This window comes from Ornithinibacillus massiliensis, from assembly GCF_018310345.1.
GTDB lineage: Bacteria > Bacillota > Bacilli > Bacillales > Amphibacillaceae > Ornithinibacillus > Ornithinibacillus massiliensis.
In genome coordinates, this window is the sequence record NZ_JAGXBY010000002.1 from 205231 (window position 1) to 230476 (window position 25246).

The window sequence follows — 25246 nt, forward strand, 5'->3', positions numbered from 1 at the left end:
TGTCAGACCCTATGGAGGCTTTTTTACTTGTTAGAAGCATCTAAATAAAAAATCCCACCATTAATTACAGTAAGTTCGATTTTTGGCTGATAACGTTCTTTTAAGCCTTGTAATTCATTCTCCATTTGTTCAACATCTTCCTCTTGATCCCCCTCATAGAAATGCTTTAGTAATTCAATTTCCTTGTCTAATTCTTCAAGGGATTCTTTTGCCCAGTCGTGCTCAAGGTCCTGGATGTATTGGTTGATGACTGTTAAAATTCTGTTATACCCACTCTTTGGTTTAATTAACGGAGTAATGGTATAGCAATAATCCGAAATCTGCATGAGAAACTCCTTCTTCATTAAGGTATCCATTATTTCCGTTTTCATTATGCCATTTAGCAAGTTTAACCCAATTGAAAATACTTCATCTTTTTTTAGTTTTCCAATGTAGCTCAATTTTAAGTTGATGACGAGCCACGGATGTAGGGCGGTATTTTGATTAGTGTGTACCACCTCAAATAGTCTAGTATAGCGTTCATTTTCTTTTAAATGATTCAATATTTGTTGAAGTCGGGGACTACCGAAATGAATTCGCTCACCCTTTTCTTCTAATGACGAGGGGTTTGTAATCAAGGTGAGTTGCATCGGATCACCCTCTCGTCCCATTTTTTTAATGTAATGCCAATAAAATGGCCTATTCATTAGAGCGCGGTCCATTTTCTCATTTAACTGTACCTTAAGTACACCTTCACGATTAGAAAGTATGTCACAATGATGAGCAGTGAAATAGTCTTCTAAAAATGAATGGAGATTAATTGCCATATTGAGACTCCTCTTGGAATGTATTCTGATGTGTATGATGAATAATAGAAGCTAAATTATCTAATTTAATTTTTACCTCTCCAGTAGAGGAGGATTCGTTTATAATTGTTTTTACTTCTCCTTCAAAGCTATCAATATTAAGCTCGGCTAATATGTCGTCTAAATGTCCAACTACTTTTTCAAAAAGAGCAATTTTTTCATAGAGTAATTTCATTATATGCTCTTCCAATGTATTACGAATCGCAAAATTGTAAATATGCACATCCTTTTCTTGACCATAGCGATGGATTCTACCGATTCGTTGTTCTAAGCGCATCGGATTCCAAGGAAGGTCATAATTAATCATATAATGACAAAACTGTAAATTGATTCCTTCACCACCGGCTTCTGTGGCAATTAACACTTGTGCTTTATCTTGGAAGAGTTGTTTCATCCAGTCCTTCTTTCCGCGTTTAAAACCACCACGGAAAGGAACTGAAGTAATTCCATGCTGCTGTAAAAACCACTGTAAATAAAGCTGTGAAGCTCGGTATTCGGTGAAGATAATCACTTTTTCATCACCAATTTGTTTCATTAGCTCAACCACTTTATGTGCTTTGGCATGATGCGGGAGTTGGCCAATTTTATCAATAATCGGCTTTAATATCTCTCTTCCTTGACTTTCTTCATCATTAACAAATTTTTGGAGAGATAGATAGCAAGCCTCACGGGAAGAACAAAGCTCTCGTAGAAATGTAATCTTTGAAAAAGATGAGAAAGGTTGAAAGGTATGATCCAGCTCGTTATATACGTCATATTCTTCCGGTGTAAAATCGACCCATATGGTTTCGATATGCCGTTTTGCATGATCCAATTTCGTATCCTTTCTAGTATTTCGTACCATCACTTTTTGAACGAGCTGCTTTAAATAAACATCCTGATTTAACTTTTTACGATCTCTACCATACTTTTCTAAGAATGATTCATAATTTCCTAAGTGGCCAGGCTTTAATATCGATACTAGGTTGAAGATCTCGATTAATTGATTTTGTACCGGTGTCGCGGTTAATAGTAAACAATATTTCTTCCTTAATGCCCGTACAAATTCATAGTTTTTTGTTTTATGATTCTTTATTTTATGTGCTTCATCAATGAGGATAAAATCATAATCAATATCTAATATCGCTTCCCGGTGAGGCGAACGTTTTGCTGTATCAATCGATGTCACAATAATATCGTATTGATCCCATGGGAAATGCTTACGAAAAGTAGCAGCCGGAATATAAAATTTTTCATTAAGTTCCTTTACCCATTGATTCACTAGGGAAGCAGGAACAAGAATAAGTACTTTCTTCACTAGACCACGAATCATGTACTCCTTTAATATTAATCCAGCTTCTATTGTTTTTCCTAGGCCAACTTCATCAGCTAAAATTGCCCGTCCATTCATCTCTTCAATAGCTTGTTTGGCTGTCTCAATTTGATGTGGTAAAAACTCCATATCTGGTAAAAATTCAAGAGCTCGTAAACCATGAAAGTCCTTCGTTATTGTAGTAAGCTCTGCTTTATAAGCCATCTGGAAAAGCTCCCAAGAGGAAAAAGGGCCATCCTGCTCTAACTTTTCATCTAACGTCTCAATAAAGTTTGAATCATGGATAATGTCTATATGTTTCATACGATACGTCCTTTATCAATAGTTTCATCATGGATGAATATTAACGATACATTTTAACTGTAATATGGTATAATAAAAGCGAAAAATCTAGTAAGTAAAATAGTTTTGATACATAGTATAACCAAAAGTTAGAATTTCATAAGAAGCGGATGATTACAGGGGGAGAGATTACTCTTCTATGTATGATTAGTAACGCCGAAGGAGCAAGCAATTTTGCGAATCTCTCAGGCAAAAGAACTCTTGTAGGACGCACCTCTGGAGAGTGTTTACTTCGGTAAACCACCCACGAAGCACGCATTTTCTTATAGGAAATGTTAAACTTTCTGGTTACAGGACAGGGACAGTATAAAAGGGGATAATAGATCCTCCATAGTATACTGTCTCTATTTTTATGGATAATAATTAGAAAATTTAAAAGGGAGTGGAAATTGTGAGTGAACTGAAAAGAACCCCAATTTTTCCTGAGTATGAAAAGCTTGGGGCAAAGACAATTGACTTTGGTGGATGGGATTTACCAGTCCAATTCTCCAGCATCAAAGAAGAGCATGAGGCGACAAGAACGAAAGCAGGTTTATTTGATGTATCCCATATGGGTGAAATTTTAGTAACAGGTCGGAAAGCGCTTGACTTTTTACAATACGTTACGACAAATGATGTATCCAAATTAGTGCCAAATAAAGCACAATATGCACTCATGTGTTATGAAGATGGTGGCACTGTTGATGATTTTCTAATATATATGGTCAATGATAATGAATACTTAGTCGTTGTAAATGCGGCAAATACTGAAAAAGATTATGAATGGATGGTTAAGAATAACCAATTTACAGAAGAAGACGTTACCATTAAAAATGTTTCTTCTGAATATGCACAACTAGCATTACAAGGTCCAAAGGCGGAAGAAATCTTACAATCTGTTACAAGTACAAACCTAAGCGAGATTAAATTTTTTCGATTTGAGAAGGAAGTAGCCATTAAAGGAGTACAAACCCCAGTTTTAGTTTCGAGAACAGGCTACACTGGTGAGGATGGATTTGAATTATATATTGCTAGTGCAGATGGTCCAAAATTATGGAATGTACTACTTGAAGCTGGAAAAGAAAAAGGAATTTTACCGGTTGGTCTTGGAGCAAGAGATACACTTCGATTCGAAGCTAACCTCCCATTATATGGACAGGAGCTCTCTTCCACTATTACACCGATAGAAGCTGGTTTAGGTTTTGCAGTTAAAGTCAATAAAGAAGCTGACTTTATTGGGAAATCGGTGTTAAAAGAGCAAGTAGAACATGGAACTAAACGGAAAATAGTCGGTATAGAAATGATTGATAAAGGTATCCCTCGTCATGGATATGAAGTGTTTCACGGAGAGGAAGAAGTAGGGGTTGTCACCTCTGGTACACAATCTCCTACATTACAAAAAAATATTGGCTTAGCTTTATTGCGGTCAGAATTTGCTGAAGCTGGTACGGAACTAGAGATACAGGTAAGAAAACGTAGACTACGGGCAAAAATCATTTCGAGAAAATTCTTAAAGCAAGATTAATAGGGGGGAATGGAAATGGATTTTCGTTATTTACCAATGACAGAAACAGATAAACAAGAAATGTTAAGTGCGATTGGCGTCGCTTCAACTGATGAATTATTTTCAGATATTCCAGAGAAGGTTCGCCTAAAGGATGGATTAAACTTAAAAACACCAAAAAGTGAAGCTGAGTTGAAAAAAGAACTTGTCCAAATGGCAAACAAAAACTATAACCTAAGGGAGTATACCTCTTTCTTAGGGGCAGGGGTATATGATCACTTTATTCCTTCTGTAGTGGATCATATTATTTCAAGGTCAGAATTCTATACGGCGTATACACCGTATCAGCCAGAAATATCACAAGGGGAATTGCAAGCGATTTTTGAATTTCAAACGATGATTTCAGAGCTTACCGGGATGCCAGTTGCCAATTCATCTATGTACGATGGCGGAACCTCTTTAGCTGAAGCAGTGAACTTAAGTGCTGGTCAAACGCGAAAGAAAAAAGTTCTAGTATCTAAAGCGATTCACCCAGAATCTCAAGCGGTAATTGAAACATATGGTAAAGGCCAAAATCTGGATATCGTATATATTGATCATAGCGATTGTCGTACAAATTTAGAGCAGTTAGCTAGTGAATTAGATGAAAATACTGCAAGTGTTGTCTTACAATACCCGAACTTTTTCGGACAAATTGAGCCTTTAGCAGAGGTTCGAGCATTATTAGATGCACAACCAAAAACAATGTTTATCGTATCTAGTAATCCTTTAGCATTAGGTTATTTAACACCTCCTGGTAAGTTTGGAGCAGATATTGTGGTTGGCGATACACAAGTGTTTGGTATTCCTGCTCAGTTTGGTGGTCCGCATTGTGGTTATTTTGCAACTACTGAAAAGCTCATGCGTAAAATTCCAGGACGATTAGTAGGACTAACAAAGGATGAAAATGGTGTCCGTGGGTTCGTACTAACCTTACAAGCTCGTGAACAACATATTCGTCGTGATAAAGCTACTTCTAATATTTGTTCTAACCAGGCATTAAATGCGCTTGCAAGTGCTGTTGCAATGAGTTCTATTGGTAAGCATGGAATAAGAAAAATGGCAGAGCTTAATATGCAAAAGGCACGTTATGCGAAAAAGCAATTTGAGATTGCAGGTTTTGAAGTGGTAGGTCATGGTTCCTTCTTTAATGAATTTATCGTGAAGCTTCCAGTGTCTGTTAAAGTTGCGAATGATAAATTACTCGAAAAGGGAATAATAGGTGGTTATGATTTAGCAACTTATTATCCAGAACTAGAAGATCATATGCTAATTGCTGTAACAGAAAATCGTACAAAAGAAGAAATTGATACTTTTGTAAAAGAATTGGGGGATATCCATGAGTAATCAAGATTTTGCCTTAATCTTTGAACGTAGTAAAGAAGGTAGAGTAAGCTATAATTTACCCGAAATAGATGTACCAGAAGTAGAATTAGAAGCGGAACTAACGGATACGTATGTAAGAGCAGATGCTCCAGATTTACCTGAAGTAAGTGAATTAGATATCATTCGTCACTATACAGGATTATCGAATCGCAATTATGGTGTTGATTCTGGCTTTTATCCGCTTGGATCATGTACGATGAAGTATAATCCGAAAATTAATGAAGATGTTGCACGATTAGATGGGTTCAGTCATATTCACCCTTATCAGGACCCTAAAACTGTTCAAGGTGCCCTCGAGATGATGTATGATTTACAAGAATCATTAAAAGAAATTACTGGTATGGCTGGTGTATCACTACAATCAGCAGCAGGTGCACATGGTGAGTGGACAGGGCTAATGATGATTCGTGCATTCCATGAAGCTAATGGCGATTTTCAACGTACAAAGGTAATAGTTCCAGACTCAGCACATGGTACAAATCCAGCTTCTGCAACTGTGGCAGGATTTGATGCGATTACAGTTAAATCAAATGAGAATGGGCTGGTTGATTTAGAGGACTTAAAGCGTGTAGTCGGGGAAGACACAGCGGCATTAATGCTAACAAATCCGAATACACTTGGATTATTTGAGACGGAAATTCTTGAAATGGCTGAGATTGTTCATGCAGCAGGTGGTAAACTATATTATGATGGAGCAAACTTAAATGCCATAATGGGCTACGCTCGGCCTGGAGATATGGGATTTGATGTTGTACATCTAAATTTACACAAAACATTCACTGGTCCACATGGCGGTGGTGGTCCTGGTTCAGGTCCAGTTGGGGTATCTGCAGAACTAGAGCCTTTCTTACCAAAACCTTTAATTGTAAAACAAGATGATTTCTTCACGTTCGAGTATGATCGACCACAGTCAATTGGTCGTGTAAAACCTTACTATGGTAACTTCGGAATCAATCTTCGTGCCTATACGTATATCCGTACGATGGGTGGAGAGGGTCTTAAGAAGGTTAGTGAGTATGCAGTATTAAATGCGAATTATATGATGCGTAAATTAGAGAAGGCTTATGATTTACCATATACTCAACATTGTAAGCATGAATTTGTACTTTCTGGAAGAAAACAGAAGAAGCTAGGTGTACGTACATTAGATATTGCCAAACGTCTGTTGGACTTTGGCTATCATCCGCCAACCATCTACTTCCCATTAAATGTTGAAGAAGCTTTAATGATAGAGCCTACAGAAACAGAGTCTAAAGAAACATTAGATGGATTTATAGAGACTATGCTACAAATTGCAGACGAAGCGGAAAATAATCCTGAGATTGTTCAAGAAGCTCCGCATAACACTGTTGTAAAGCGTATGGATGAAACAACAGCAGCAAGAAAACCAGTACTACGTTTTTATAAAGAGAAATAATAGTATTAGAGGCTGGGACAAAACTAAAACAAGGTAATAAAAAACGAACCATCACTACATTAGCCCCGGAAATATACGGAGACTCCTGTGGGAGGAAAGGCATTGGTGAGACCCCAGGGGAGCGTTAGCTCTAAGGAGGCTCACCAGCCACCCACCAACCGCAAGTATATTTCTGGGGCGGATTTGATGCGCTAACTTTCATGTTCGGTTTATCCTATGTTAGAAATAGTTTTGTCCCAGCCTCTTTTTTCAATGTAGCTAAAAGCTTTTGTCTGACACTTGTATTAGATGGCAATTTTACTACGTTATTCGGTGAGATGTCCAAAATGCTATTTAGGCAAAGAATAGAAAGAAGATAGTGATGACTGAAAAATAAAGAAGCTTGGATTTTCCAAGCTTCTTTATTTGTGATTCTATTCCTATTAAGTTAAAATTTATCCTTGTTTTACTTTACCAGTCCATTTTTTAAATCCACCTTTTAATTGGTAGATATGCTCATAGCCCTTTTTATGAAGAAGCTGTGCGGCTCTTGCTGATCGTGCGCCACTTTGACAATATAGGTATACTGGCTTATCTTTACGAATCTCAATCAAACGCTGCTTCATTTGAGTAACTGGAATATTTCTAGAACCTAGAATATGTCCATTTTTAAATTCTTGAGGCTCTCTTACATCTATAAGCTGTGCTTTACGATAGCCTTCACGGAATTGATCTTCTGTTAACGTTTTTAAATAAGTACGTTGTCTAAAGTAACGAAATACTGCTATTACGATAATAATGATTAGTGCTAATAAAAGATACTTCATCTATTAATCCCCCGTCTTTCCATGTGTACTATCTTATTATAGGCGGAAACTATGTTTTTTTCAAAGTTTTTCTATGAAGGTTTACATGTTTATTATGTCGAAAAATAGTGAAAATATATCACTATCACAAGCCTATTATTTTATGCAATATGAAAAAATGTTAGTGTATGGAGATTTACACAAATATTGCTTGCAATAGCTTTGTTTTTCTTAGATTTTTGCTTTTTATTGTTTGTTGACAAATTTAATACAATATGCTCAATTTACCATATATTGTGTTATGTTAAAATGCAAATACAAGATATTGTAATTCTGTTACTAAATATGGTATGGTATTACTAATTAAATTCTAGATTACTAGAATTTCATTTATGTCAAAAGGAGAGATAGAATGTCTACGGTTGTTGAATCAAGAACGAACATTAATGTGGATTTGCTAAATGAGGATATTAAGCAATTTCCACAAGTACACCCAATCACGCCAGATATGAAATTGTTACATAAAGGTGTGTCTAGACTTGTTATGCTAGACCGATATTCCTTTAAAGATATAGAAAAAAAGACATTAAAAGAAGGGGATTTTGTCGTTTTAACGGTTAAAGCCGATCCCAAATTCCCAGCTAGAGGATTAGGATTTATTAAATCGATCGATCGCGTAAACAATGAGGCATTGGTACAGGTAGAACCAGATTACACCTCTGTATTAGACGGGGAAGAAGCACAAACAGGGGTAGTAAAGAGAGGACTAGATAGTATTGATAAGCCTCTAGAAGTGTTCTATGAACAAATTGCTAAGCGTAATGCTACAGGGCTAGCAAGTGTGGAGCCAACGGAAGAGCTTTGTCAACAATCCTTTGAAAAATTTTACAAGGAACTAGCGAATTTAAACTTTATCCCTGCAGGAAGAGTATTGTACGGTGCTGGTTCAGATACAGAAGTAACTTACTTTAACTGTTATGTAATGCCATATGTTCGAGACTCTCGCGAAGGTATACCAGAACACCGTAAACAAGTAATGGAAATCATGAGTAGAGGTGGGGGTGTCGGAACGAACGGCTCGACATTACGACCACGCAATGCACTAGCAAGAGGGGTTAATGGTAAATCATCTGGATCGGTATCATGGTTGGATGATATTGCTAAATTGACTCACCTCGTTGAGCAAGGTGGATCACGTAGGGGTGCTCAAATGATAATGCTAGTTGACAATCACCCTGACATTATTGAATTCATTATTTCGAAGATGCAAAATCCTAGAATTCTCCGATATTTGATTGAGAACACCGAGGATGAACAAATTAAAAAGCTCGCACAGGAAAAGCTTAAATTCACCCCATTAACCGAAACAGAAGTAGATCTCTACCAAGGAATTCTTAATTATAAAAGCATTCCAGGACAAGGCGGATTTACGAACCAAGTATTAAAAGAAGCAGAAGAAAAGCTTCGAACAGGTGGTACGTACTCTGTTCACAATCCAGAATTCTTAACTGGAGCTAATATTTCCGTATGTATTACGAAGGAGTTCATGGAAGCTGTTGAGAACGATACGTTCTACGAATTAAAATTCCCTGATGTGGAAAATTATACGGAAGAAGAAATGAAAGATTATAATGAAAACTGGCACAATGTTGGGGATGTGCGTAAATGGGAAGAAATGGGCTATGGTGTTCGTGTATATCGTCGAATTAAAGCTAAAGAGCTATGGAACTTAATTAATATTTGTGCTACGTATTCTGCTGAACCGGGGATTTTCTTTATTGATAATGCCAATGACATGACGAATGCCAAAGCATATGGGCAACAAGTAGTTGCAACTAACCCTTGTGGGGAACAACCACTTGCGCCATTCTCTGTATGTAACTTAGCAGCAGTAAATCTTGGTGAAATGGCTAATAAAGATTCTAAAACAGTAGACTTTAAAAAATTACAAGAAACGGTAAAAACCGGAGTCCGTATGCAAGACAACGTTATTGACGCGACACCATATTTCCTAGATGAAAATAAAAAACAAGCTCTAGGAGAACGCCGAATTGGTTTAGGCGTAATGGGATTACACGATTTACTTATCTATTGTGAAACAGAGTATGGTTCAAAAGAAGGTAATGAACTAGTAGATAAGATTTTTGAAACAATTGCTACTACTGCATACCGTGAGTCTATTGAGCTTGCTAAAGAAAAGGGAAGCTTCCCGTTCTTAGTAGGAGAAAATGAAGAAGAAACGATGAACCTTCGTGAAGCGTTTATCAATACTGGCTATATGAAGAAAATGCCAGAAGATATTCGTCAAGATATTCTGAAGTACGGTATTCGAAATTCACATTTATTAACGGTAGCACCAACCGGTAGTACTGGTACGATGGTGGGGGTTTCTACTGGGCTTGAACCATACTTCTCCTTCTCTTATTTCAGAAGCGGAAGACTTGGTAAGTTTATTGAAGTAAAAGCGGACATCGTCCAAGAATATTTAGATGGCAACCCAGAAGCAGATGCTAATAACCTACCTAATTGGTTCGTAACTGCTATGGAATTATCACCAGAGGCTCATGCTGATACACAATGTGTAATTCAACGCTGGGTAGATAGTTCAATTTCTAAAACAGTGAATGCACCTAAAGGGTATACAGTAAGTCAAGTTGAAAGTGTATATAGAAGACTTTATCGTGGTGGTGCTAAAGGTGGAACGGTGTATGTAGATGGAAGCCGTGACTCTCAAGTACTAACACTGAAAGCAGAAGAAAACAATTTTGAACAAACCGAGTTATTCGAGGAAACTACTGAACCTAAAAAAGTGGTGTTAATGGATACTATCCAAGAGCTTAAATCAACAGATGTTACGATTGGTTCAGAAGTAGGTGACACATGTCCAGTTTGTCGTGAAGGTAGTGTCGAAGATATTGGTGGTTGTAACACTTGTACAAGCTGTGGGGCGCAATTGAAGTGTGGTCTATAATAGTGATGGCTTTGAATGGTTTTTGATAATTAAGAAATAAGGTTGGTAAGAAATAACCTCTTCGGTATGATAGCCGTAAGGGGTTATTTTACATTTCTCAACATATAAGGATAATGGTACACGGATTTCCAAACGCTATTATTCTATAATCATAGAATTAATGTTTACATAAACTAATGGGGTAAGATTTGCTCGTTAAATAGGGGAGCATTTGAACATGACAAAAATCTTAATAATAGAAGATGATGATAAAATACAACAATTTTTACTAAGTTCTATAAGTGAACTGGATCCCAATGTACAAATTCATATTTCTGCTAGTAAAGGATAATATAGCACACCGAATTTAGTTGCTAAAAATCGTGAAGCAAATACACTCAATAAATACTATATATAAACTTACGATACTTATATTACGGAGAGATAAGAAATGAGAGCATGGTGGCAAGTAAAAAACTCAAAAACAAAAAGGCATCAAAAGAAGAAGGAAGGACGCTACACATTTTGGGATGGAATCATGGATGCATTATGGTGGATTCCTGAGTTGCTTTTATTACCATTTCGTTTATTACTTTGGTTATTACGAGCTGTAAGGAGACTATTCGATTTTACATAAAAGCTTGTACACCATCCAATTTTCCTGTATCCTCAATATATAGAAACAATGTTGCATAAGATAAAAATTATTCGTGAAACGAGGAGAATTGGATGCCAACCCCAAGTATGGAAGACTATATTGAAATTATATATAACTTAATTGAAACCAAAGGATATGCTAGAGTTTCTGATATTGCTGAAACATTAGAAGTTCATCCTTCCTCCGTTACCAAGATGGTTCAAAAGCTAGATAAAGATGATTATTTACTTTATGAAAAATATAGAGGCTTTGTTCTCACTGAAAAAGGTAAGAAAGTAGGAGAGCGATTAGTGTTTCGCCATGAACTATTAGAAAATTTCTTAGAGATCATTGGTGTGGATGCTGAAAATATATACAATGATGTAGAAGGAATAGAGCATCATTTAAGCTGGAATTCGATTGATCGATTAGGTGACTTAGTACAATATTTTAAAGAAGATCAAAAGCGAATAGACGATTTACGAAATGTTCAAAAGAGAAATAATGATTAACAGTGAAGGACAATGTTCTATTTCATACACTTATTGCTTACATATTATATAAAAAGCGATAAGGAGATATTGTATGAAAATAGACGGTGTCTTCTCCGGTGGTGGTGTGAAAGCCTATGCTTTCATTGGAGCACTTGAAGGTATACAAGAGAAAAAACTGGAATTTGAACGGGTAGCTGGAACTTCCGCAGGCGCTATCTTGGCAGCATTTATCGCTTCAGGCTATAAAGTCGGTGAAATTGAATCATTATTAGATGAATTGAATTTAGAGGAATTTCTAGACCCTCCAGGACTTACCAAGATATTGCCAGGTAGTAAGTGGTTTTTCTTATATTTTCAAATGGGTCTTAATAAAGGCGATAAATTTGAAAAATGGATATACTATCACCTGGCAAAAAAGGGAATTTTTACTTTCGGAGATATAAAGGAAGGTTATTTAAAGGTAGTCGTTAGTGATTTAACTTTAGGCAAATTAATTGTCATACCAGATGATTTAGAACGGGTGTATGGAATTAATCCTAATGATTTTCCTGTAGCAAAAGCTGTTAGGATGAGTGCAGGATTCCCGTACTTTTTTATGCCTAAAAAAATGGCCGGAAAGCATAAAGAAAAAAGCTTAATCGTTGATGGTGGACTGTTAAGTAATTTTCCGATTTGGGTATTAGAAAGTGAAACGAATAAACGCATGCGACCGATATTAGGTTTGAAGCTTAGTGATTCCCCACAACATATCTCCCCCAAAAAAATTAAAAATGCTCTTGATATGCTACATGCTTTATTTTCCACTATGAAACAAGCCCATGACGCAAGATATATTGCCAAATCTCAGAAAGATAGTATTATTTTTATTCCAGTAAAAGATGTTCAAACTGTCGATTTTAAGATTGATCAAAATGTGAAAGAAAGATTAGTACAGAGTGGTCGTGAGGAAGCAAGAAAGTTTCTAAAATATTGGCCCGCATAGTAAAAGCAAGCTTCTATTTATTAGAAGCCTGCTTTTTTACTTTTTGATTTATTTCCATCAATCACCCGTAAATGAGCCGGTCGTTTCTTGGATTTCTTTTTCAATGAAGACGGTTGTGAATGCTTTACATTTGGTGTCTGTTGATGATGTGTATATTTCGACTTTGATTGTCGTACTGCTTGCTTATATTTCTTAGCGTCGGATGATTTGTTGCGCCCACCTAGAATGAAATAGTAGAACAATCCAAAAATAGCTAATCCAAAGATTGCAGCAACAAATAATTGAAATAAAAATCCAATAGTATTAAGAAACAACTGCATCATTAATCCAATTACTGCTAATCCCACAATTCCGTATATAATATATCTAATCATCGAGTTTTTTCTCATATGAATCTTCCTTTCATCTATATATGTATATATGATTTGGTTTCCTATTATCGTCATTCTAATAGATAATCGTTCTTCTTATTCTAGTATAATTGTTTCCTTCTTACCATAAAATATTCAGGCTTTTAAAATATGATGCTGTATCCATTTTATCATAAACGCATTTCCTGTAATTCATTTTCGCCAATAGGTAATACTAATGTTGGAGGTGGATACAGTGGAAGATAAAAAATTAGAACAAAATAAACAAGAGGATTCTTCAACCATACTAGGCAGATCGTTGCTTACTGGTTTCATTGGTGGGATTCTCGCAAGTTTATTAGGACTGTTTATGTATTATTTTAATTTTACGGAGGTCTCTGCAAAAGCTTATGTACTTCGACCATGGACCACCGCTCATTGGACAGATACATGGTTAGGGGAATTAGTAACAATAGTTATCATAGCCATTTTATCCATTGTGGTTGCACTAGTTTACTATGGGCTTTTAAGGAAAATCTACTCCTTATGGGTTGGTGTGGCATACGGTATTATGCTATGGCTAATTGTGTTTTTTGTTTTACAGCCTATATTTACTAACGTCCCAAGTGTACAAGAGATGGAAGTAAAGTCGATTATCTCCACTATTTGTTTGTATATCTTATATGGAACCTTTATCGGTTATTCCATTTCGTTTGATTACTATGATTCTGTGTTAAGTCATAAAGAAAATGATGAACAAAAGTCATCATCAAGCTAAGGAGCTCTTTTTACGTAGCAAAATCAATATTCAAACTTGTCTATTTATGGTAAACTGTTAAAGTCGAGGAAACTAAATAGAGATGTGGTTTTGTTCATTATAAGCTGGTGAGCAAAAAGGAAAGGGATGAAGAGATGGAAAAAATAAATAAGATCAGACAATCACTTCAAGAATTGAATCTTGATGCATTAATGATTACAAGTCCTATTAACCGTCGATATGTAACAGGATTTACTGGTACTGCTGGTATTGCGATTGTTAGTGCAGAAGAAGCTATCTTTATTACTGATTTCCGTTATACAGAACAAGCTGCAGAACAAGCAAAGGGCTTTACTATTATCGAGCATAAGACGTTAATTGAAGAAGAAGTAAATGCACAATTAACACGACTACATGTGAAAAGATTAGGTTTTGAAAAAAATCATATTACATATGCTACATATGATCGCTATAATGAGCTATTGGACGCTGAATTAGTCCCAACTAGTGAAATTGTAGAGAAAATTCGTTTAATTAAAACACCAGAAGAGCTGACTATTCTAAAGAAGGCAGCAGAAATTGCAGATGCTGCTTTTGAACATATTCAAGGTTACATTAAACCAGGTGTAAAAGAAATTGATGTTTCCAATGAGCTTGAATTTTTTATGCGTAGACAAGGCGCTACACAATCAAGCTTTGATACGATTGTTGCATCAGGCTTCCGTTCCGCTATGCCACATGGAGTTGCTTCTACTAAAGAAATCCAAGCAGGTGAGCTAGTAACATTAGACTACGGGGCTCTTTATGATGGATATGTTTCAGATATCACGCGAACAGTCGCAGTTGGTGAGATTAGTGCTGAATTACGAAAAATTTACGACACAGTACTTGAAGCACAACTTCGTGGAGTGAATGGAATTAAGCCAGGTATGACTGGAATTGAAGCAGATGCTTTAACAAGAGATTATATTAAAGAACAAGGTTACGGCGACTATTTCGGCCACTCTACTGGACATGGAATTGGGTTAGAAGTGCACGAAGGTCCTGGACTTTCTTTCCGTAGTGGATTAAAATTAGAACCCGGTATGGTTGTTACCGTTGAACCAGGTATTTATATTCCAAATGTTGGCGGATGTCGTATAGAAGATGATATTGTCATTACAGAAACTGGTAATGAACGTTTAACAACATCAACGAAAGAACTTATTCAGCTATAAGCTGTGTTTCAATGAGGAGGAAATAGAATGATTTCAGTAAACGATTTTAAGACAGGATTAACAATTGAATTAGATAATGATGTATGGCAAGTTGTTGATTTCCAACATGTTAAGCCAGGTAAAGGTGCAGCTTTTGTAAGATCAAAGCTTCGTAACCTTCGTAATGGTAACATTCAAGAAAAAACATTCCGTGCTGGAGAAAAAGTAGGTAAAGCACATGTTGAACATAAAAAGATGCAATATCTATATGCATCTGGAGATTCACATGCATTTATGGATACAGCTACGTATGAACAAATCGAGCTTAGCTCTGACCAAATTGAGTATGAATTAAAATTTATTAAGGAAAATATGGAAGTATCGATTATTTCTTATCAAGGTCAAATGTTAGGTATCGACTTACCAAACAATGTTGAACTTGAAGTAATTGAGACAGAACCAGGTATTAAAGGTGATACAGCAAGCGGTGGTTCAAAACCGGCTACAGTAGAAACTGGATTAGTCGTGCAAGTTCCATTCTTTATTAACGTAGGCGATAAGCTAATTATCAATACCTCTGATGGTAAATACGTTTCTAGAGCATAATATCTCCTAAATAATAAGTTGAAGAATGATCATCAGTTAAGATGGTCATTTTTTTATGCGATGAACGAGAATATGTTTAATGATATTTTATATTTTTGGAAATATTATGATAAAATATAGGGAGTATAGAGGATAAACTAATCCATGCAAATGTGAAAGGAAGGCAAATATTGAAAAAAGTAGCTAGCGAACAATTTAATCGTACGAGAGAATTTTTATTACGTCATTGCAGGAATCTAGAAATCGACCGTTTTGATTATGTATTTGGTACTGGTAGTAAGGATAAGGTGCTAAAAAGTCTCAAGGAATTTCAAAATGAGGATGGTGGGTTCGGCCATGGGATTGAACCGGATTTTTGGTTGCCGAAGTCCTCTCCTATGGCTTCTTGGGCAGCGGCTCAAGTTTTAATCGAAATAGGTGCAGAAAAGGAAGAACCAATCGTTCAGAAACTTATTTCTTATTTGATTGATACATATAATGAAGAATCGGGTCAGTGGACATCTGTATTACCAGAAAATAATGATTATCCACATGCGCCATGGTGGCACTGGGAAGAAGGAGTCCAAGAGAACTGGTCATTTAACCCAAGTGTAGAACTTGCAGCGACCCTTATACATTGGTCAGAACCGACGAGTAGCAGCTATGAAATAGGATGGGATTCAGTGGGCAAGGCTGTTACGCATTTAATGAATCAAACTGAAATGGACAAGCACGAGATTAATAATTTCCAACAATGTATCAAGCTATTAAAACCACATCAATCTACCTTTGAATCCCATATACCGTTTTCCTTTGAACAAGTTGAAGAGAAAGTGATTGACTTAGCATTGGAATGTATCAATAAAGATGTAACGCAATGGGACACTGGCTATGAGCCACTACCATTGGATTTTGTACAAAGTCCATCCGATAAGCTATGTAGTAAACTTGGATCATTAATTGATCAAAATTTTATGTTTTATGTAAACCAACTTTCTGAAGATGGTACATGGGATATTTCTTGGGAGTGGGGGAATTATCCGAAGGAATTTGAAATGGCAAGAATCTATTGGAAGGGGATTTTAGCAGTAGAAAGATATAAACGCTTTGATTCATTCGGGTATTTAGATATAGATATTGAAAAGAGCGAGATGAAAAAAATACGATTCTAACTTTAGTAAAACGCAAAGAAAAGAGATGGTCACCTTTTTGGTGGGCATCTTTTTTTTGCTGTTCTTTTAATCGGATCGAAATATACCTACTCGTTTAGCTGTGCATGGTTTGAAAATATAAAAACAAGGAGGCTCATCATGTCTGTTCATAAAATATACACTCTTTCTACTCTATCAATTTTATTTGTAGCAAAACTATTAAGTTCGTTCTATCAGTCATAAAATCTACATTCCAACATACATTTATTTATAGAAAATGAAAACAATTAAAAACCGATACAAAGTGGGGACAAGCTATGGAGGAGATACTACGTTTATTTCCGACTGAAATACAAACGGTCTTAAGAAGCAAAATTGGGAAGCGTTGGAATATGGTACAAGAGATTCGCGTTCGTTTGAACCAACCAATCGAACTTATCTTTGACCAAGGGGTGGAATGGGTAACACAAGCTAGACCGAATAAACAGGATAATGTATTCATCGTGAATCAGTTGAGTGAGTTTTCTTTATATAGGATGGAGGATGAATTAAGGGAGGGTTATATCACCATAGAAGGGGGTCACCGAGTAGGACTTGCAGGCAAAGTAAATACGGTACACGGAACGGTAAAGGCCATTCAATATATTACCTTTTTCAATATTCGTATCGCAAAACAGAAAATCGGTGTCGGGCAACAAGTCATGCCTTATCTATATGAGAATGGATTTCTCAATACGTTATTTGTTGGCTCTCCACAGTCAGGGAAAACAACGCTCATTCGAGATGTCATTCGAATTATTTCATCAGGATGGAACCATATACCACCTAAAAAGGTAGGAGTCGTTGATGAACGCTCGGAAATTGCGGCATGTTTAAAAGGTGTACCACAACATGACCTTGGAAGACGAACAGATGTCTTAGATGCTTGTCCAAAAGCAGAGGGCATGATGATGCTCATTCGATCTATGTCACCGGAGATATTAGTAGTGGATGAGATTGGCAGCGATAAAGATGTACAAGCCTTAACAAATGCGATTAATGCTGGTGTTACCGTAATATGTACGATTCATGGACAAACCTTAGAAGAATTAAAGAAAAGGCCTTCCATTCTTCCACTACTAGAAAAAAAGGTCTTTAGACGAGTTGTACTGCTAAAAGGACAGTCCGCTCCCGGAACGATTCAGTCAATCTTTGATGAAAATGATAAAAATATCTATAAGAAAACGGGGTGCTATCCAAATGAAGTGGATCGGGGCACTACTCTTCATCGGAGTAACAACATGGCTAGGATTCGAGTGGAGTAATAAATTGGCTCGGCGGCCAAAGCAAATCCGTCAGCTCATCAATGCCCTTCAAGTATTAGAGGCAGAAATCTTATATAGTCAGATGCCACTGCACGATGCATTTATATCTATTGCCAAACAAATCCCAGAACCATGTGCATCTTTTTTCCAATCAGTGGCTAATAAGATGATGGGAACGAATAGCTATTTTGACTTAGTATGGGAAGAATGTGTTGCAAATTATATTGAAAATTCTAGTTTAACATCACATGAAAAAGAGATTCTTCTTCAGTTTGGAAGAACGCTTGGGCAACATGATTTTGACCAGCAACAAAAACATATACAGCTAACGATTAAGCATTTGGAAAGAGAATTAGATGATGCAAGAGATGATCAGGATAAGTACGGAAAGATGGCCAAAAATCTAGGCTTTTTAACAGGCCTGTTCATCGTATTATTGCTTATTTAGGGAGGAAGGGGCTGCATTATGCTATCAGATGCATCGATATTATTTCAAATTGCAGGAATTGGAATTATTGTCGCTTTGATTCACACAATCTTAAAGCAAATGGGGAAGGAAGAAATCGCGCAATTTGTCACGTTGGTCGGATTTATTATTGTCCTTGTTGTCGTCATAAATGGGTTATCTGATTTATTTCAACAAATCCGATCTGTATTTCTTTTTCAAGGGTAAGTCAAATGGATATTATTCAAATCGTCACACTAGGCATTATAGCTAGTATTCTATACATCATTTTAAAGGATATGCGCGGCCCCTTTGCATTTCTTATCATACTCATTACGGGTATTGCATTATTTATAGCGGTTATTAGCCAAATTGGTTCCATTATTCGACTAATTGAGTCATTAGGTCAAAAAGCAGCCATTAACTCCATGTACATTGAGACTATCCTAAAAATAATCGGTATTGCTTATATTACAGAATTAGGAGCCAGTATTACAAAAGATGCAGGACTTAGTGCGGTAGCTTCCAAAATAGAGCTTGCTGGAAAGATATTTATTTTATTACTTGCAATACCAATTATAACAGCAGTAGTAGAAGCTATTCTAAATTTCTTACCTTCTGTGTAAAGGAGAAATGTTAGAAAGGAAGGGAGCAATCGAAGCGGATGAAGCAAGCTAGTAGGATTGGTTGTTTATTAATGTTATTTCTGTTTCTAGGACAATCCGTTGTGTATGCAGACGATAATGCTGAAGCTCCCGTTGAGGACGCTCTATTAAATGAAGTCTCATTTGATGGGATGCAAGAATATTGGAATGTGGTAGTGGATGAGTATGGCGGATATATTCCGGAATTACAAAAAACAAGTCTTTATGAATTTATTAAAGGAAATGATGAGTTCTCGATTAGCAATATTCTGACAGGTGGACTTGAATATTTATTACATGAAGTGATATTGAATGGAAAATTATTAGGATCACTTCTATTATTAACATTATTTTCTGTACTTCTTCAAACGATGCATACAGCCTTTGAAAGAACTTCCGTTAGTAAAATCGCTTATTTTGTCGTTTACATTGTTCTTATATTTATCGCTTTAAATAGTTTTTACTTGGCAGTCTCTTATGCGAAGGATGCCATTAATATGATGAGTAGCTTTATGATTGCTTTAATTCCGTTAGTACTAGGTTTAATGGCATCATTTGGCAGCTTGATTTCCGTTTCTTTTTTTCATCCAATCATTATATTTCTAATTAATTTCAGTGGAGTCTTAGTTTCTAACTTTATCATGCCATTATTATTTCTATCGGCATTACTAATTATTGTGAGCAGTTTAAATGAAAACCATAAAGTTACAAACCTTGCTGATTTGTTTCGATCAATCGGTTTGGGTACGTTAGGGATCTTTTTAACGATATTTTTAGGTGTTCTTTCTGTACAAGGTGCAGCAAGTGCTATTCAGGATGGTGTAGCAATGAAAACAGCTAAATTTGTAACAGGAAACTTTATCCCGGTGGTGGGGAGAACCTTTACAGATGCAGCAGATACCGTTCTTAGCGCTTCATTAATCTTGAAAAATGCGGTTGGAATAGTCGGAGTTGCCATCATAATCTTTATAGCTTTATTTCCAGCGATAAAAATATTTGCGATAGCCCTAATCTATAAAGTTGCTGCAGCAGTACTTCAACCAGTAGCAGATGGACCAATTATTACTAGTCTAAACACGATAAGCAAATATATTGTCTATATTCTAGCTTGTTTGCTTGCTGTATCCCTTATGTTCTTTCTAGCAATTGTCATTATAGTCACTGCAAGTAATATCACACTATTGCTTCGATAGGATGATGGAAATGGATTTTTTAATTAACTGGGTTGCACAAATTATTGTTTTTATTTTGCTAGCAACCATAATCGATTTGCTAGTACCCACTGGTGGAATGAAAAAGTATATAAAATTTGTGATTGGATTGGTGTTAATTTTAATTTTTTTACAGCCTATATTTTATCTGTTTAAGGTTGATATAAAAGAAGCTGTAGAGCAATCCTTCTCTACTCTTATCAATGAAACTTCTAGTGATCCGAAAGTAGAAAATTTGATTGAATTGCAAAAAAGTGAAATAGAATCGTCAACTAGCGCATATATTTTAGAACAAATGGCTGTCCAACTAAAAGATATAGCAAGTGCTCCTCTATTGGACAACTATCAAGCAGAAATAAAAAAATTAGATTTCGATTTTAAAGAAGGAGCAGCAATCTCCTATGAGGGGCTAGAAGAAGTGGTGGTTTATCTTGGAGAATCAGAAGCAGGGGAGGGAGCAGTAAATGCAGTAGAAGATGTTGTTATTGATGCAAGGAAACAAGAGGTTACAACTCAGGAAGTCGATATAGATCTTCAGGAAGTTGAATCCTTGTTACGTGAGACTTGGGAATTATCAGATAAAAAATTAACTGTCATATGGGAGGGAGGGACATCTTGATAAATAAATTACAAGAATTTCTAAAGGATAAGTTAAATGGATCTAAGAAAACTGGCTATGTCATCCTAATTGGACTAGTTGCCTTACTTGTAATCTTAATGGGTAACATATTTTCTTCCTCATCCCAGAAAGATTTGGGACAAGATATGCCAAGGTTGGAATTAGAATCTGAGTCCCAATCTGAAGAAGTAAGTTCCCATGAATCAGGTACAACATCTGATGTCAGCGTATTGGAGGCAAACTATCAAAAGCAATTAAAAGGAATGCTAGAAAAAATTGATGGTGTCTCAGAAGTAGAAGTAATGGTCAATCTAGACTCTACGGATGTCAAGGTCTATGAAAAAAACTTAATTAAAGGAACTCAGCAAACGGAAGAAAACGACCGAAATGGTGGGACAAGAAATATTGACGAACTAACAGAAGAAACCCAGACGGTCATTGTAAGACAAGGTGACCAAGAAACACCTGTCTTAGTTCAAACGAAAAAACCTAAGGTAAGGGGAGTTCTTGTGGTAGCAAAGGGTGTTGAAAGTGCTACCGTTAAACAATGGGTTGTAGAAGCTATCTCTAGAGTGCTTGATGTTCCAACACATAAAGTATCTGTAAATCCTAAAAATTAAAGGGAGGATGAAGTAATGTTGAAAAAACAAACTGTTTGGCTATTAACGATGTTAAGTTTAATGATTGTGTTGAGTGTGTATTACATGACGTCTAATCCGGGTGATTTGGCCTATATGAATACAGATGATGATGCAGATACAGAAGAGGCTACTAACGAATCCACACCAGCGAATGGGTCAAATGTTAACGTTGTTTCAGAAGCAAATGACTTATTTGCAGCACTTAGATTGGAAGTACAAGAAGAAAGAAGTAAGAAAAAAGATAGATTAGAAGATATTGTAGCAAGTAGTACTGCTTCCGCAGAAGAAAAGAATCAAGCATATGAAGAAATAGATACCATTGATAAAGTCTACTCCAAAGAAATGATTTTGGAGGAAACGATATTAGACTCGGCAGAATACCAAGATGTTTTAGTTCGTACTGATGGTGATGTTGTACATGTACATGTACAATTAGTGGAAGAACTAACCCCAACAGAAGTGGTAAACATTATGCAAATGGTTCGAGATGAATTTGGTGAAATTCCTGTTAATGTTATTCAACAACCTGCTACCGAAAGCTAACAATACTTATACTGGCATCAAGTCTAATCGGCTTGATGTTTTATTTTTTTGTCTATTTTTAAAGGTTTTTAGTTCGTGTATAACAATGTGATAGGTTATGCAATAAAACGATAGATCTGATTTAATTCGCGTAGAAGAGGGTAGATTGTTATAATGGGGGTAATGTGAAAGCATTGTTCTACCGATAATTCATTTATTTGTTGAAGTTATCCCTATAATTGTCGTAAAATATTAAGAGGAGTTATTAGTACCTAATAATAAAAAGGTAAGGGAGTGCTAATTCATAATGTTAAAAGTACAAGAAATACGTGAAATAATAAAATTAGTAGATCAATCTTCAATTAATGAGTTTACTTATGAAACAAACGGTACAAAAGTATCTATGAAAAAAGCAGGGGAAAATGTCGTAGTGCAATCGAAACCGGTTGTTCAAGTAGAAAAAGAAGTGACACCAGTACCAGCTCAACAAGCTGCTACGCCAGAAGTTAAACAAGAGACGGTTCAGAAAACGGAAGCTCCTGTAACGGAAGCGAAATCAAACTTTGACTATGAGATAACATCACCAATGGTAGGAACGTTCTATAGTGCTCCTAATCCAGATAGTGACCCATTTGTAACTGTTGGAAGTTCGGTTTCTAACGATACAGTAGTTTGTATTGTAGAAGCAATGAAGTTATTTAATGAAATCGAAGCGGAAGTGAATGGTGAAATCGTTGAAATTCTAGTGGAAAATGGAGAGCTTGTAGAATATGGGCAACCACTATTTAGAGTGAAAAGGAAATAAGGGGACGAGCTAATATGATAAAGAAATTGCTAATTGCAAACAGAGGAGAAATAGCTGTCCGAATTATTCGTGCATGTAAAGAGATGGGTATTGAAACAGTGGCAGTATACTCAGAAGCTGATCAAGAGGCATTACATGTTCAATTAGCGGAAGAAGCATATTGTATTGGTCCCAATTCAAGTAAGGACAGTTATTTAAACTTCACGAATATAATAAGTATTGCTAATTTAAGAGATGTAGATGCCATCCATCCAGGATACGGATTTTTAGCAGAAAATGCTGACTTTGCCGAGATCTGTAAAGCATGTAATATTACTTTTGTAGGACCAACACCAGAAGCAATTCAAAAAATGGGAATTAAAGATGTCGCTCGTGATACAATGCGAAAAGCAAATGTACCGATTGTTCCCGGTTCTGATGGTATAATAGAGAGTGAAGAAGAAGCAATTCAAATTGCAAAATCCATCGGTTATCCAGTAATCATTAAAGCTACCGCTGGTGGTGGTGGAAAAGGTATACGAGTTGCAAGAACAGAAGAGGATTTAATTAAGGGGATTCGTATTACCCAGAAGGAAGCAGAAACAGCCTTTGGTAATCCAGGGGTTTATATCGAAAAATTCATAGAAGATTTCCGACATGTTGAAATCCAAGTCTTAGCCGATACCCATGGAAATGTTATTCATCTTGGGGAACGTGACTGTAGTATTCAGCGCAGATTACAAAAATTAATCGAAGAAACACCATCCCCTGCCCTAAATGAAGAAATTCGTGCTAAAATGGGAGAAGCAGCAGTAAAAGCTGCTAAGGCAGTAGACTATGTTGGTGCCGGAACAATTGAGTTTATTTTTGATCGAAAAACAAATGATTTCTACTTCATGGAAATGAACACAAGAATTCAAGTTGAGCACCCGGTAACAGAAATGGTAACCGGTATTGACCTGATTAAAGAGCAAATTAACATTGCCAACGGTGAGGAATTATCAGTAAAACAAGAGGATGTTACCTTTAATGGATGGGCAATTGAGTGTAGAATCAATGCAGAACAACCATTTAAGAATTTTATGCCTTCTCCCGGGAAAATTAATATGTACTTACCTCCCGGTGGGTTAGGAGTAAGAGTAGATTCTGCTGTATACCCTGGTTATGCTATACCACCATATTATGATTCTATGATTGCTAAGCTAATCACGTATGGTTCTACACGAGAGGAAGCAATTTCTCGTATGAAACGGGCACTAGATGAGTTTCTAGTGGAAGGAATCCATACAACCATTCCATTTCATCGCCTTATTATGGAGCATGAAGTATTTATTGATGGTGATTTCAATACAAACTTCCTAGAGGAACATCCGATTTTAGAATCAAGTGAAACTAAAACTAACAGCTAAGCATACCTCAATTTGAAAAGGAGTGAGAGGATGGCAGAACAGTCTTTAGTAAATATGAGTGAAAATACAGGACTTGGTAAGGTTGAAATAGCCCCAGAGGTTATTGAGGTAATCGCTGGAATTGCAGCATCAGAAGTTGATGGCCTTGCCAATATGCGCGGGAATTTTGCAACGGGAGTCGTTGAAAAATTTGGCAAGAAGTCCCATAGTAAAGGCGTTAAGGTAGAGCTTGCAGAAGATGGGATAGTCATTGACGTATATGTTGTCTTAGATTTTGGTGTATCGATCCCAGAAGTAGCGCAAAAAATTCAGTCGAATATCAGACAGACATTAAAAACGATGACATCATTAGATATCTCTGAAGTAAACGTACATGTAGTAGGATTACAAATGGAAAAGGATAGTTCAGACGAAGCACAATAACAATAAGAAAGGTCAAATGGTATAATCATACCTTTGACCTTTCTTTCTTTATTATGATGAAAAAGAATTCGTTAGTTTGTGGCGTCTGTCTCGTAATCATGTTATGATTTGAAGGAGATTATTAAAGGAGTAATGCATGATGAAACGTCACGAAGCAAGAGAAAAAGCATTTCAAATATTATTTCAATTAGATATGTTAGAAGAAGATATCGAAATTACCATACAAGAGAGATTAGATGAGGAGAAAAAGGATGATTTTCTGCAAATGCTTGTATTAGGTGTAGTGAAAGAAAAACAAGCAATCGATGAAATCATTTCAAGTCATTTAGAAAAATGGTCATTACAACGCCTTCCATCTGTTGAGAAAACAGTACTGCGAATTGCAACTTATGAACTAAAATATATGGAAGATATTCCTGAGAATGTATCGATTAATGAAGCAGTTAATTTAGCAAAAATGTACGGAGACGAGAAATCAGGTAAGTTTGTAAACGGCGTGTTATCTAAAATTATCAAGTAATAAAGGGGAAGAT

General features: G+C 36.2%; 27 protein-coding genes and 2 riboswitches. Of the genes, 23 read left to right on the plus strand and 4 right to left on the minus strand.

What is annotated here, in order from left to right; all coding sequences use genetic code 11:
* Positions 1-23: 23 nt before the first annotated feature.
* Together KGF86_RS05170 and KGF86_RS05175 are read right to left on the minus strand one after the other, a co-directional pair.
* Positions 24-806 carry a YqhG family protein gene (locus tag KGF86_RS05170; RefSeq protein WP_211741302.1) on the minus strand — a complete coding sequence of 261 codons (783 nt, stop codon included), beginning with the start codon at positions 804-806 and terminating at the stop codon, positions 24-26.
* Entirely contained in the window at positions 796-2460 is a 1665-nt protein-coding gene (locus KGF86_RS05175) for a DEAD/DEAH box helicase (RefSeq protein WP_211741303.1), read from the minus strand. Before KGF86_RS05175 ends, KGF86_RS05170 begins: the two co-directional genes overlap by 11 nt.
* A 149-nt stretch (positions 2461-2609) precedes the next feature.
* Positions 2610-2710, plus strand: a riboswitch (glycine riboswitch).
* Between the two features lie 3 nt (positions 2711-2713).
* A riboswitch (glycine riboswitch) is annotated at positions 2714-2800 on the plus strand.
* A gap of 90 nt (positions 2801-2890) precedes the next feature.
* Between KGF86_RS05175 and gcvT the strand changes: the two genes are divergently transcribed.
* The 3 genes from gcvT to gcvPB are packed head-to-tail and all read left to right on the plus strand — an operon-like array spanning position 2891 to position 6824.
* Positions 2891-4003, plus strand: coding sequence for a glycine cleavage system aminomethyltransferase GcvT (gene gcvT, locus KGF86_RS05180; RefSeq protein WP_186869898.1), 1113 nt, complete (start codon positions 2891-2893; stop codon positions 4001-4003).
* Between the two features lie 15 nt (positions 4004-4018).
* Complete coding sequence (gene gcvPA, locus KGF86_RS05185; RefSeq protein WP_211741304.1) at positions 4019-5368, plus strand: aminomethyl-transferring glycine dehydrogenase subunit GcvPA; 1350 nt, start codon at positions 4019-4021, stop codon at positions 5366-5368.
* The gene (gene gcvPB, locus KGF86_RS05190) at positions 5361-6824 is read left to right on the plus strand and encodes an aminomethyl-transferring glycine dehydrogenase subunit GcvPB (protein ID WP_186869896.1); all 1464 of its coding nucleotides are present in this window, start codon (positions 5361-5363) and stop codon (positions 6822-6824) included. The genes gcvPA and gcvPB overlap by 8 nt, the downstream gene beginning before the upstream one ends.
* Positions 6825-7258: 434 nt before the next feature.
* On the opposite strand, the gene KGF86_RS05195 is transcribed toward gcvPB, so the two are convergent.
* A complete protein-coding gene (locus KGF86_RS05195) occupies positions 7259-7630 on the minus strand; it encodes a rhodanese-like domain-containing protein (RefSeq protein ID WP_186869895.1) in 372 nt (123 codons plus the stop codon).
* Positions 7631-8021: 391 nt separating this feature from the next.
* Here KGF86_RS05195 and KGF86_RS05200 point away from each other — a divergent pair, with 391 nt between their 5' ends.
* The 4 genes from KGF86_RS05200 (at position 8022) to KGF86_RS05215 (ending at position 12672) form a co-directional block, all read left to right on the plus strand.
* Positions 8022-10580, plus strand: a complete 2559-nt coding sequence (locus KGF86_RS05200; RefSeq protein ID WP_211741305.1) for a vitamin B12-dependent ribonucleotide reductase — start codon at positions 8022-8024, stop codon at positions 10578-10580.
* Between the two features lie 430 nt (positions 10581-11010).
* Positions 11011-11196: a hypothetical protein gene (locus KGF86_RS05205; RefSeq protein WP_186869893.1), complete on the plus strand. Its 186-nt coding sequence runs from the start codon at positions 11011-11013 to the stop codon at positions 11194-11196.
* Positions 11197-11288: 92 nt separating this feature from the next.
* Positions 11289-11708: a transcriptional regulator MntR gene (gene mntR, locus KGF86_RS05210; protein WP_186869892.1), complete on the plus strand. Its 420-nt coding sequence runs from the start codon at positions 11289-11291 to the stop codon at positions 11706-11708.
* Positions 11709-11781: 73 nt separating this feature from the next.
* Complete coding sequence (locus KGF86_RS05215) at positions 11782-12672, plus strand: patatin-like phospholipase family protein (protein ID WP_186869891.1); 891 nt, start codon at positions 11782-11784, stop codon at positions 12670-12672.
* Between the two features lie 20 nt (positions 12673-12692).
* On the opposite strand, the gene KGF86_RS05220 is transcribed toward KGF86_RS05215, so the two are convergent.
* Positions 12693-13061 (minus strand): SA1362 family protein, encoded by a 369-nt coding sequence (locus tag KGF86_RS05220; RefSeq protein WP_246521329.1) that lies wholly within the window; start codon positions 13059-13061, stop codon positions 12693-12695.
* A 217-nt stretch (positions 13062-13278) separates the two neighbouring features.
* On the opposite strand from KGF86_RS05220, the gene KGF86_RS05225 reads away from it, so the two are divergent.
* From KGF86_RS05225 to nusB, 16 genes are all read left to right on the plus strand, one after another.
* Positions 13279-13800, plus strand: a complete 522-nt coding sequence (locus KGF86_RS05225) for a YqhR family membrane protein (RefSeq protein WP_343221425.1) — start codon at positions 13279-13281, stop codon at positions 13798-13800.
* A gap of 134 nt (positions 13801-13934) precedes the next feature.
* Complete coding sequence (locus KGF86_RS05230) at positions 13935-14996, plus strand: M24 family metallopeptidase (protein ID WP_186869889.1); 1062 nt, start codon at positions 13935-13937, stop codon at positions 14994-14996.
* Between the two features lie 27 nt (positions 14997-15023).
* The gene (efp, locus tag KGF86_RS05235) at positions 15024-15581 is read left to right on the plus strand and encodes an elongation factor P (RefSeq protein WP_186869888.1); all 558 of its coding nucleotides are present in this window, start codon (positions 15024-15026) and stop codon (positions 15579-15581) included.
* Positions 15582-15751: 170 nt separating this feature from the next.
* Positions 15752-16732, plus strand: a complete 981-nt coding sequence (locus tag KGF86_RS05240) for a prenyltransferase/squalene oxidase repeat-containing protein (RefSeq protein ID WP_211741306.1) — start codon at positions 15752-15754, stop codon at positions 16730-16732.
* 296 nt (positions 16733-17028) lie between these two features.
* Positions 17029-18015, plus strand: a complete 987-nt coding sequence (gene spoIIIAA / locus KGF86_RS05245) for a stage III sporulation protein AA (RefSeq protein ID WP_186869886.1) — start codon at positions 17029-17031, stop codon at positions 18013-18015.
* Positions 17951-18463, plus strand: a complete 513-nt coding sequence (spoIIIAB, locus tag KGF86_RS05250) for a stage III sporulation protein SpoIIIAB (protein ID WP_186869885.1) — start codon at positions 17951-17953, stop codon at positions 18461-18463. Before spoIIIAA ends, spoIIIAB begins: the two co-directional genes overlap by 65 nt.
* An 18-nt stretch (positions 18464-18481) precedes the next feature.
* Positions 18482-18688 (plus strand): stage III sporulation protein AC, encoded by a 207-nt coding sequence (gene spoIIIAC / locus KGF86_RS05255; protein ID WP_010093209.1) that lies wholly within the window; start codon positions 18482-18484, stop codon positions 18686-18688.
* 5 nt (positions 18689-18693) lie between these two features.
* Positions 18694-19086 carry a stage III sporulation protein AD gene (gene spoIIIAD, locus KGF86_RS05260; protein ID WP_186869884.1) on the plus strand — a complete coding sequence of 131 codons (393 nt, stop codon included), beginning with the start codon at positions 18694-18696 and terminating at the stop codon, positions 19084-19086.
* Positions 19087-19124: 38 nt separating this feature from the next.
* Positions 19125-20297 carry a stage III sporulation protein AE gene (gene spoIIIAE / locus KGF86_RS05265; RefSeq protein ID WP_186869883.1) on the plus strand — a complete coding sequence of 391 codons (1173 nt, stop codon included), beginning with the start codon at positions 19125-19127 and terminating at the stop codon, positions 20295-20297.
* 10 nt (positions 20298-20307) lie between these two features.
* On the plus strand, positions 20308-20934 hold the full coding sequence (spoIIIAF, locus tag KGF86_RS05270; protein WP_186869882.1) for a stage III sporulation protein AF: 627 nt from the start codon (positions 20308-20310) through the stop codon (positions 20932-20934).
* A complete protein-coding gene (spoIIIAG, locus tag KGF86_RS05275) occupies positions 20931-21554 on the plus strand; it encodes a stage III sporulation protein AG (RefSeq protein WP_186869881.1) in 624 nt (207 codons plus the stop codon). Before spoIIIAF ends, spoIIIAG begins: the two co-directional genes overlap by 4 nt.
* Before the next feature lie 15 nt (positions 21555-21569).
* A complete protein-coding gene (locus KGF86_RS05280; protein ID WP_186869880.1) occupies positions 21570-22118 on the plus strand; it encodes a SpoIIIAH-like family protein in 549 nt (182 codons plus the stop codon).
* A 286-nt stretch (positions 22119-22404) separates the two neighbouring features.
* Entirely contained in the window at positions 22405-22902 is a 498-nt protein-coding gene (accB, locus tag KGF86_RS05285; protein WP_186869879.1) for an acetyl-CoA carboxylase biotin carboxyl carrier protein, read from the plus strand.
* Between the two features lie 14 nt (positions 22903-22916).
* On the plus strand, positions 22917-24290 hold the full coding sequence (gene accC, locus KGF86_RS05290) for an acetyl-CoA carboxylase biotin carboxylase subunit (protein WP_211741307.1): 1374 nt from the start codon (positions 22917-22919) through the stop codon (positions 24288-24290).
* A 30-nt stretch (positions 24291-24320) separates the two neighbouring features.
* Entirely contained in the window at positions 24321-24713 is a 393-nt protein-coding gene (locus KGF86_RS05295; protein WP_186869877.1) for an Asp23/Gls24 family envelope stress response protein, read from the plus strand.
* A 139-nt stretch (positions 24714-24852) separates the two neighbouring features.
* Positions 24853-25233, plus strand: coding sequence for a transcription antitermination factor NusB (nusB, locus tag KGF86_RS05300; protein ID WP_186869876.1), 381 nt, complete (start codon positions 24853-24855; stop codon positions 25231-25233).
* Positions 25234-25246: the final 13 nt, after the last annotated feature.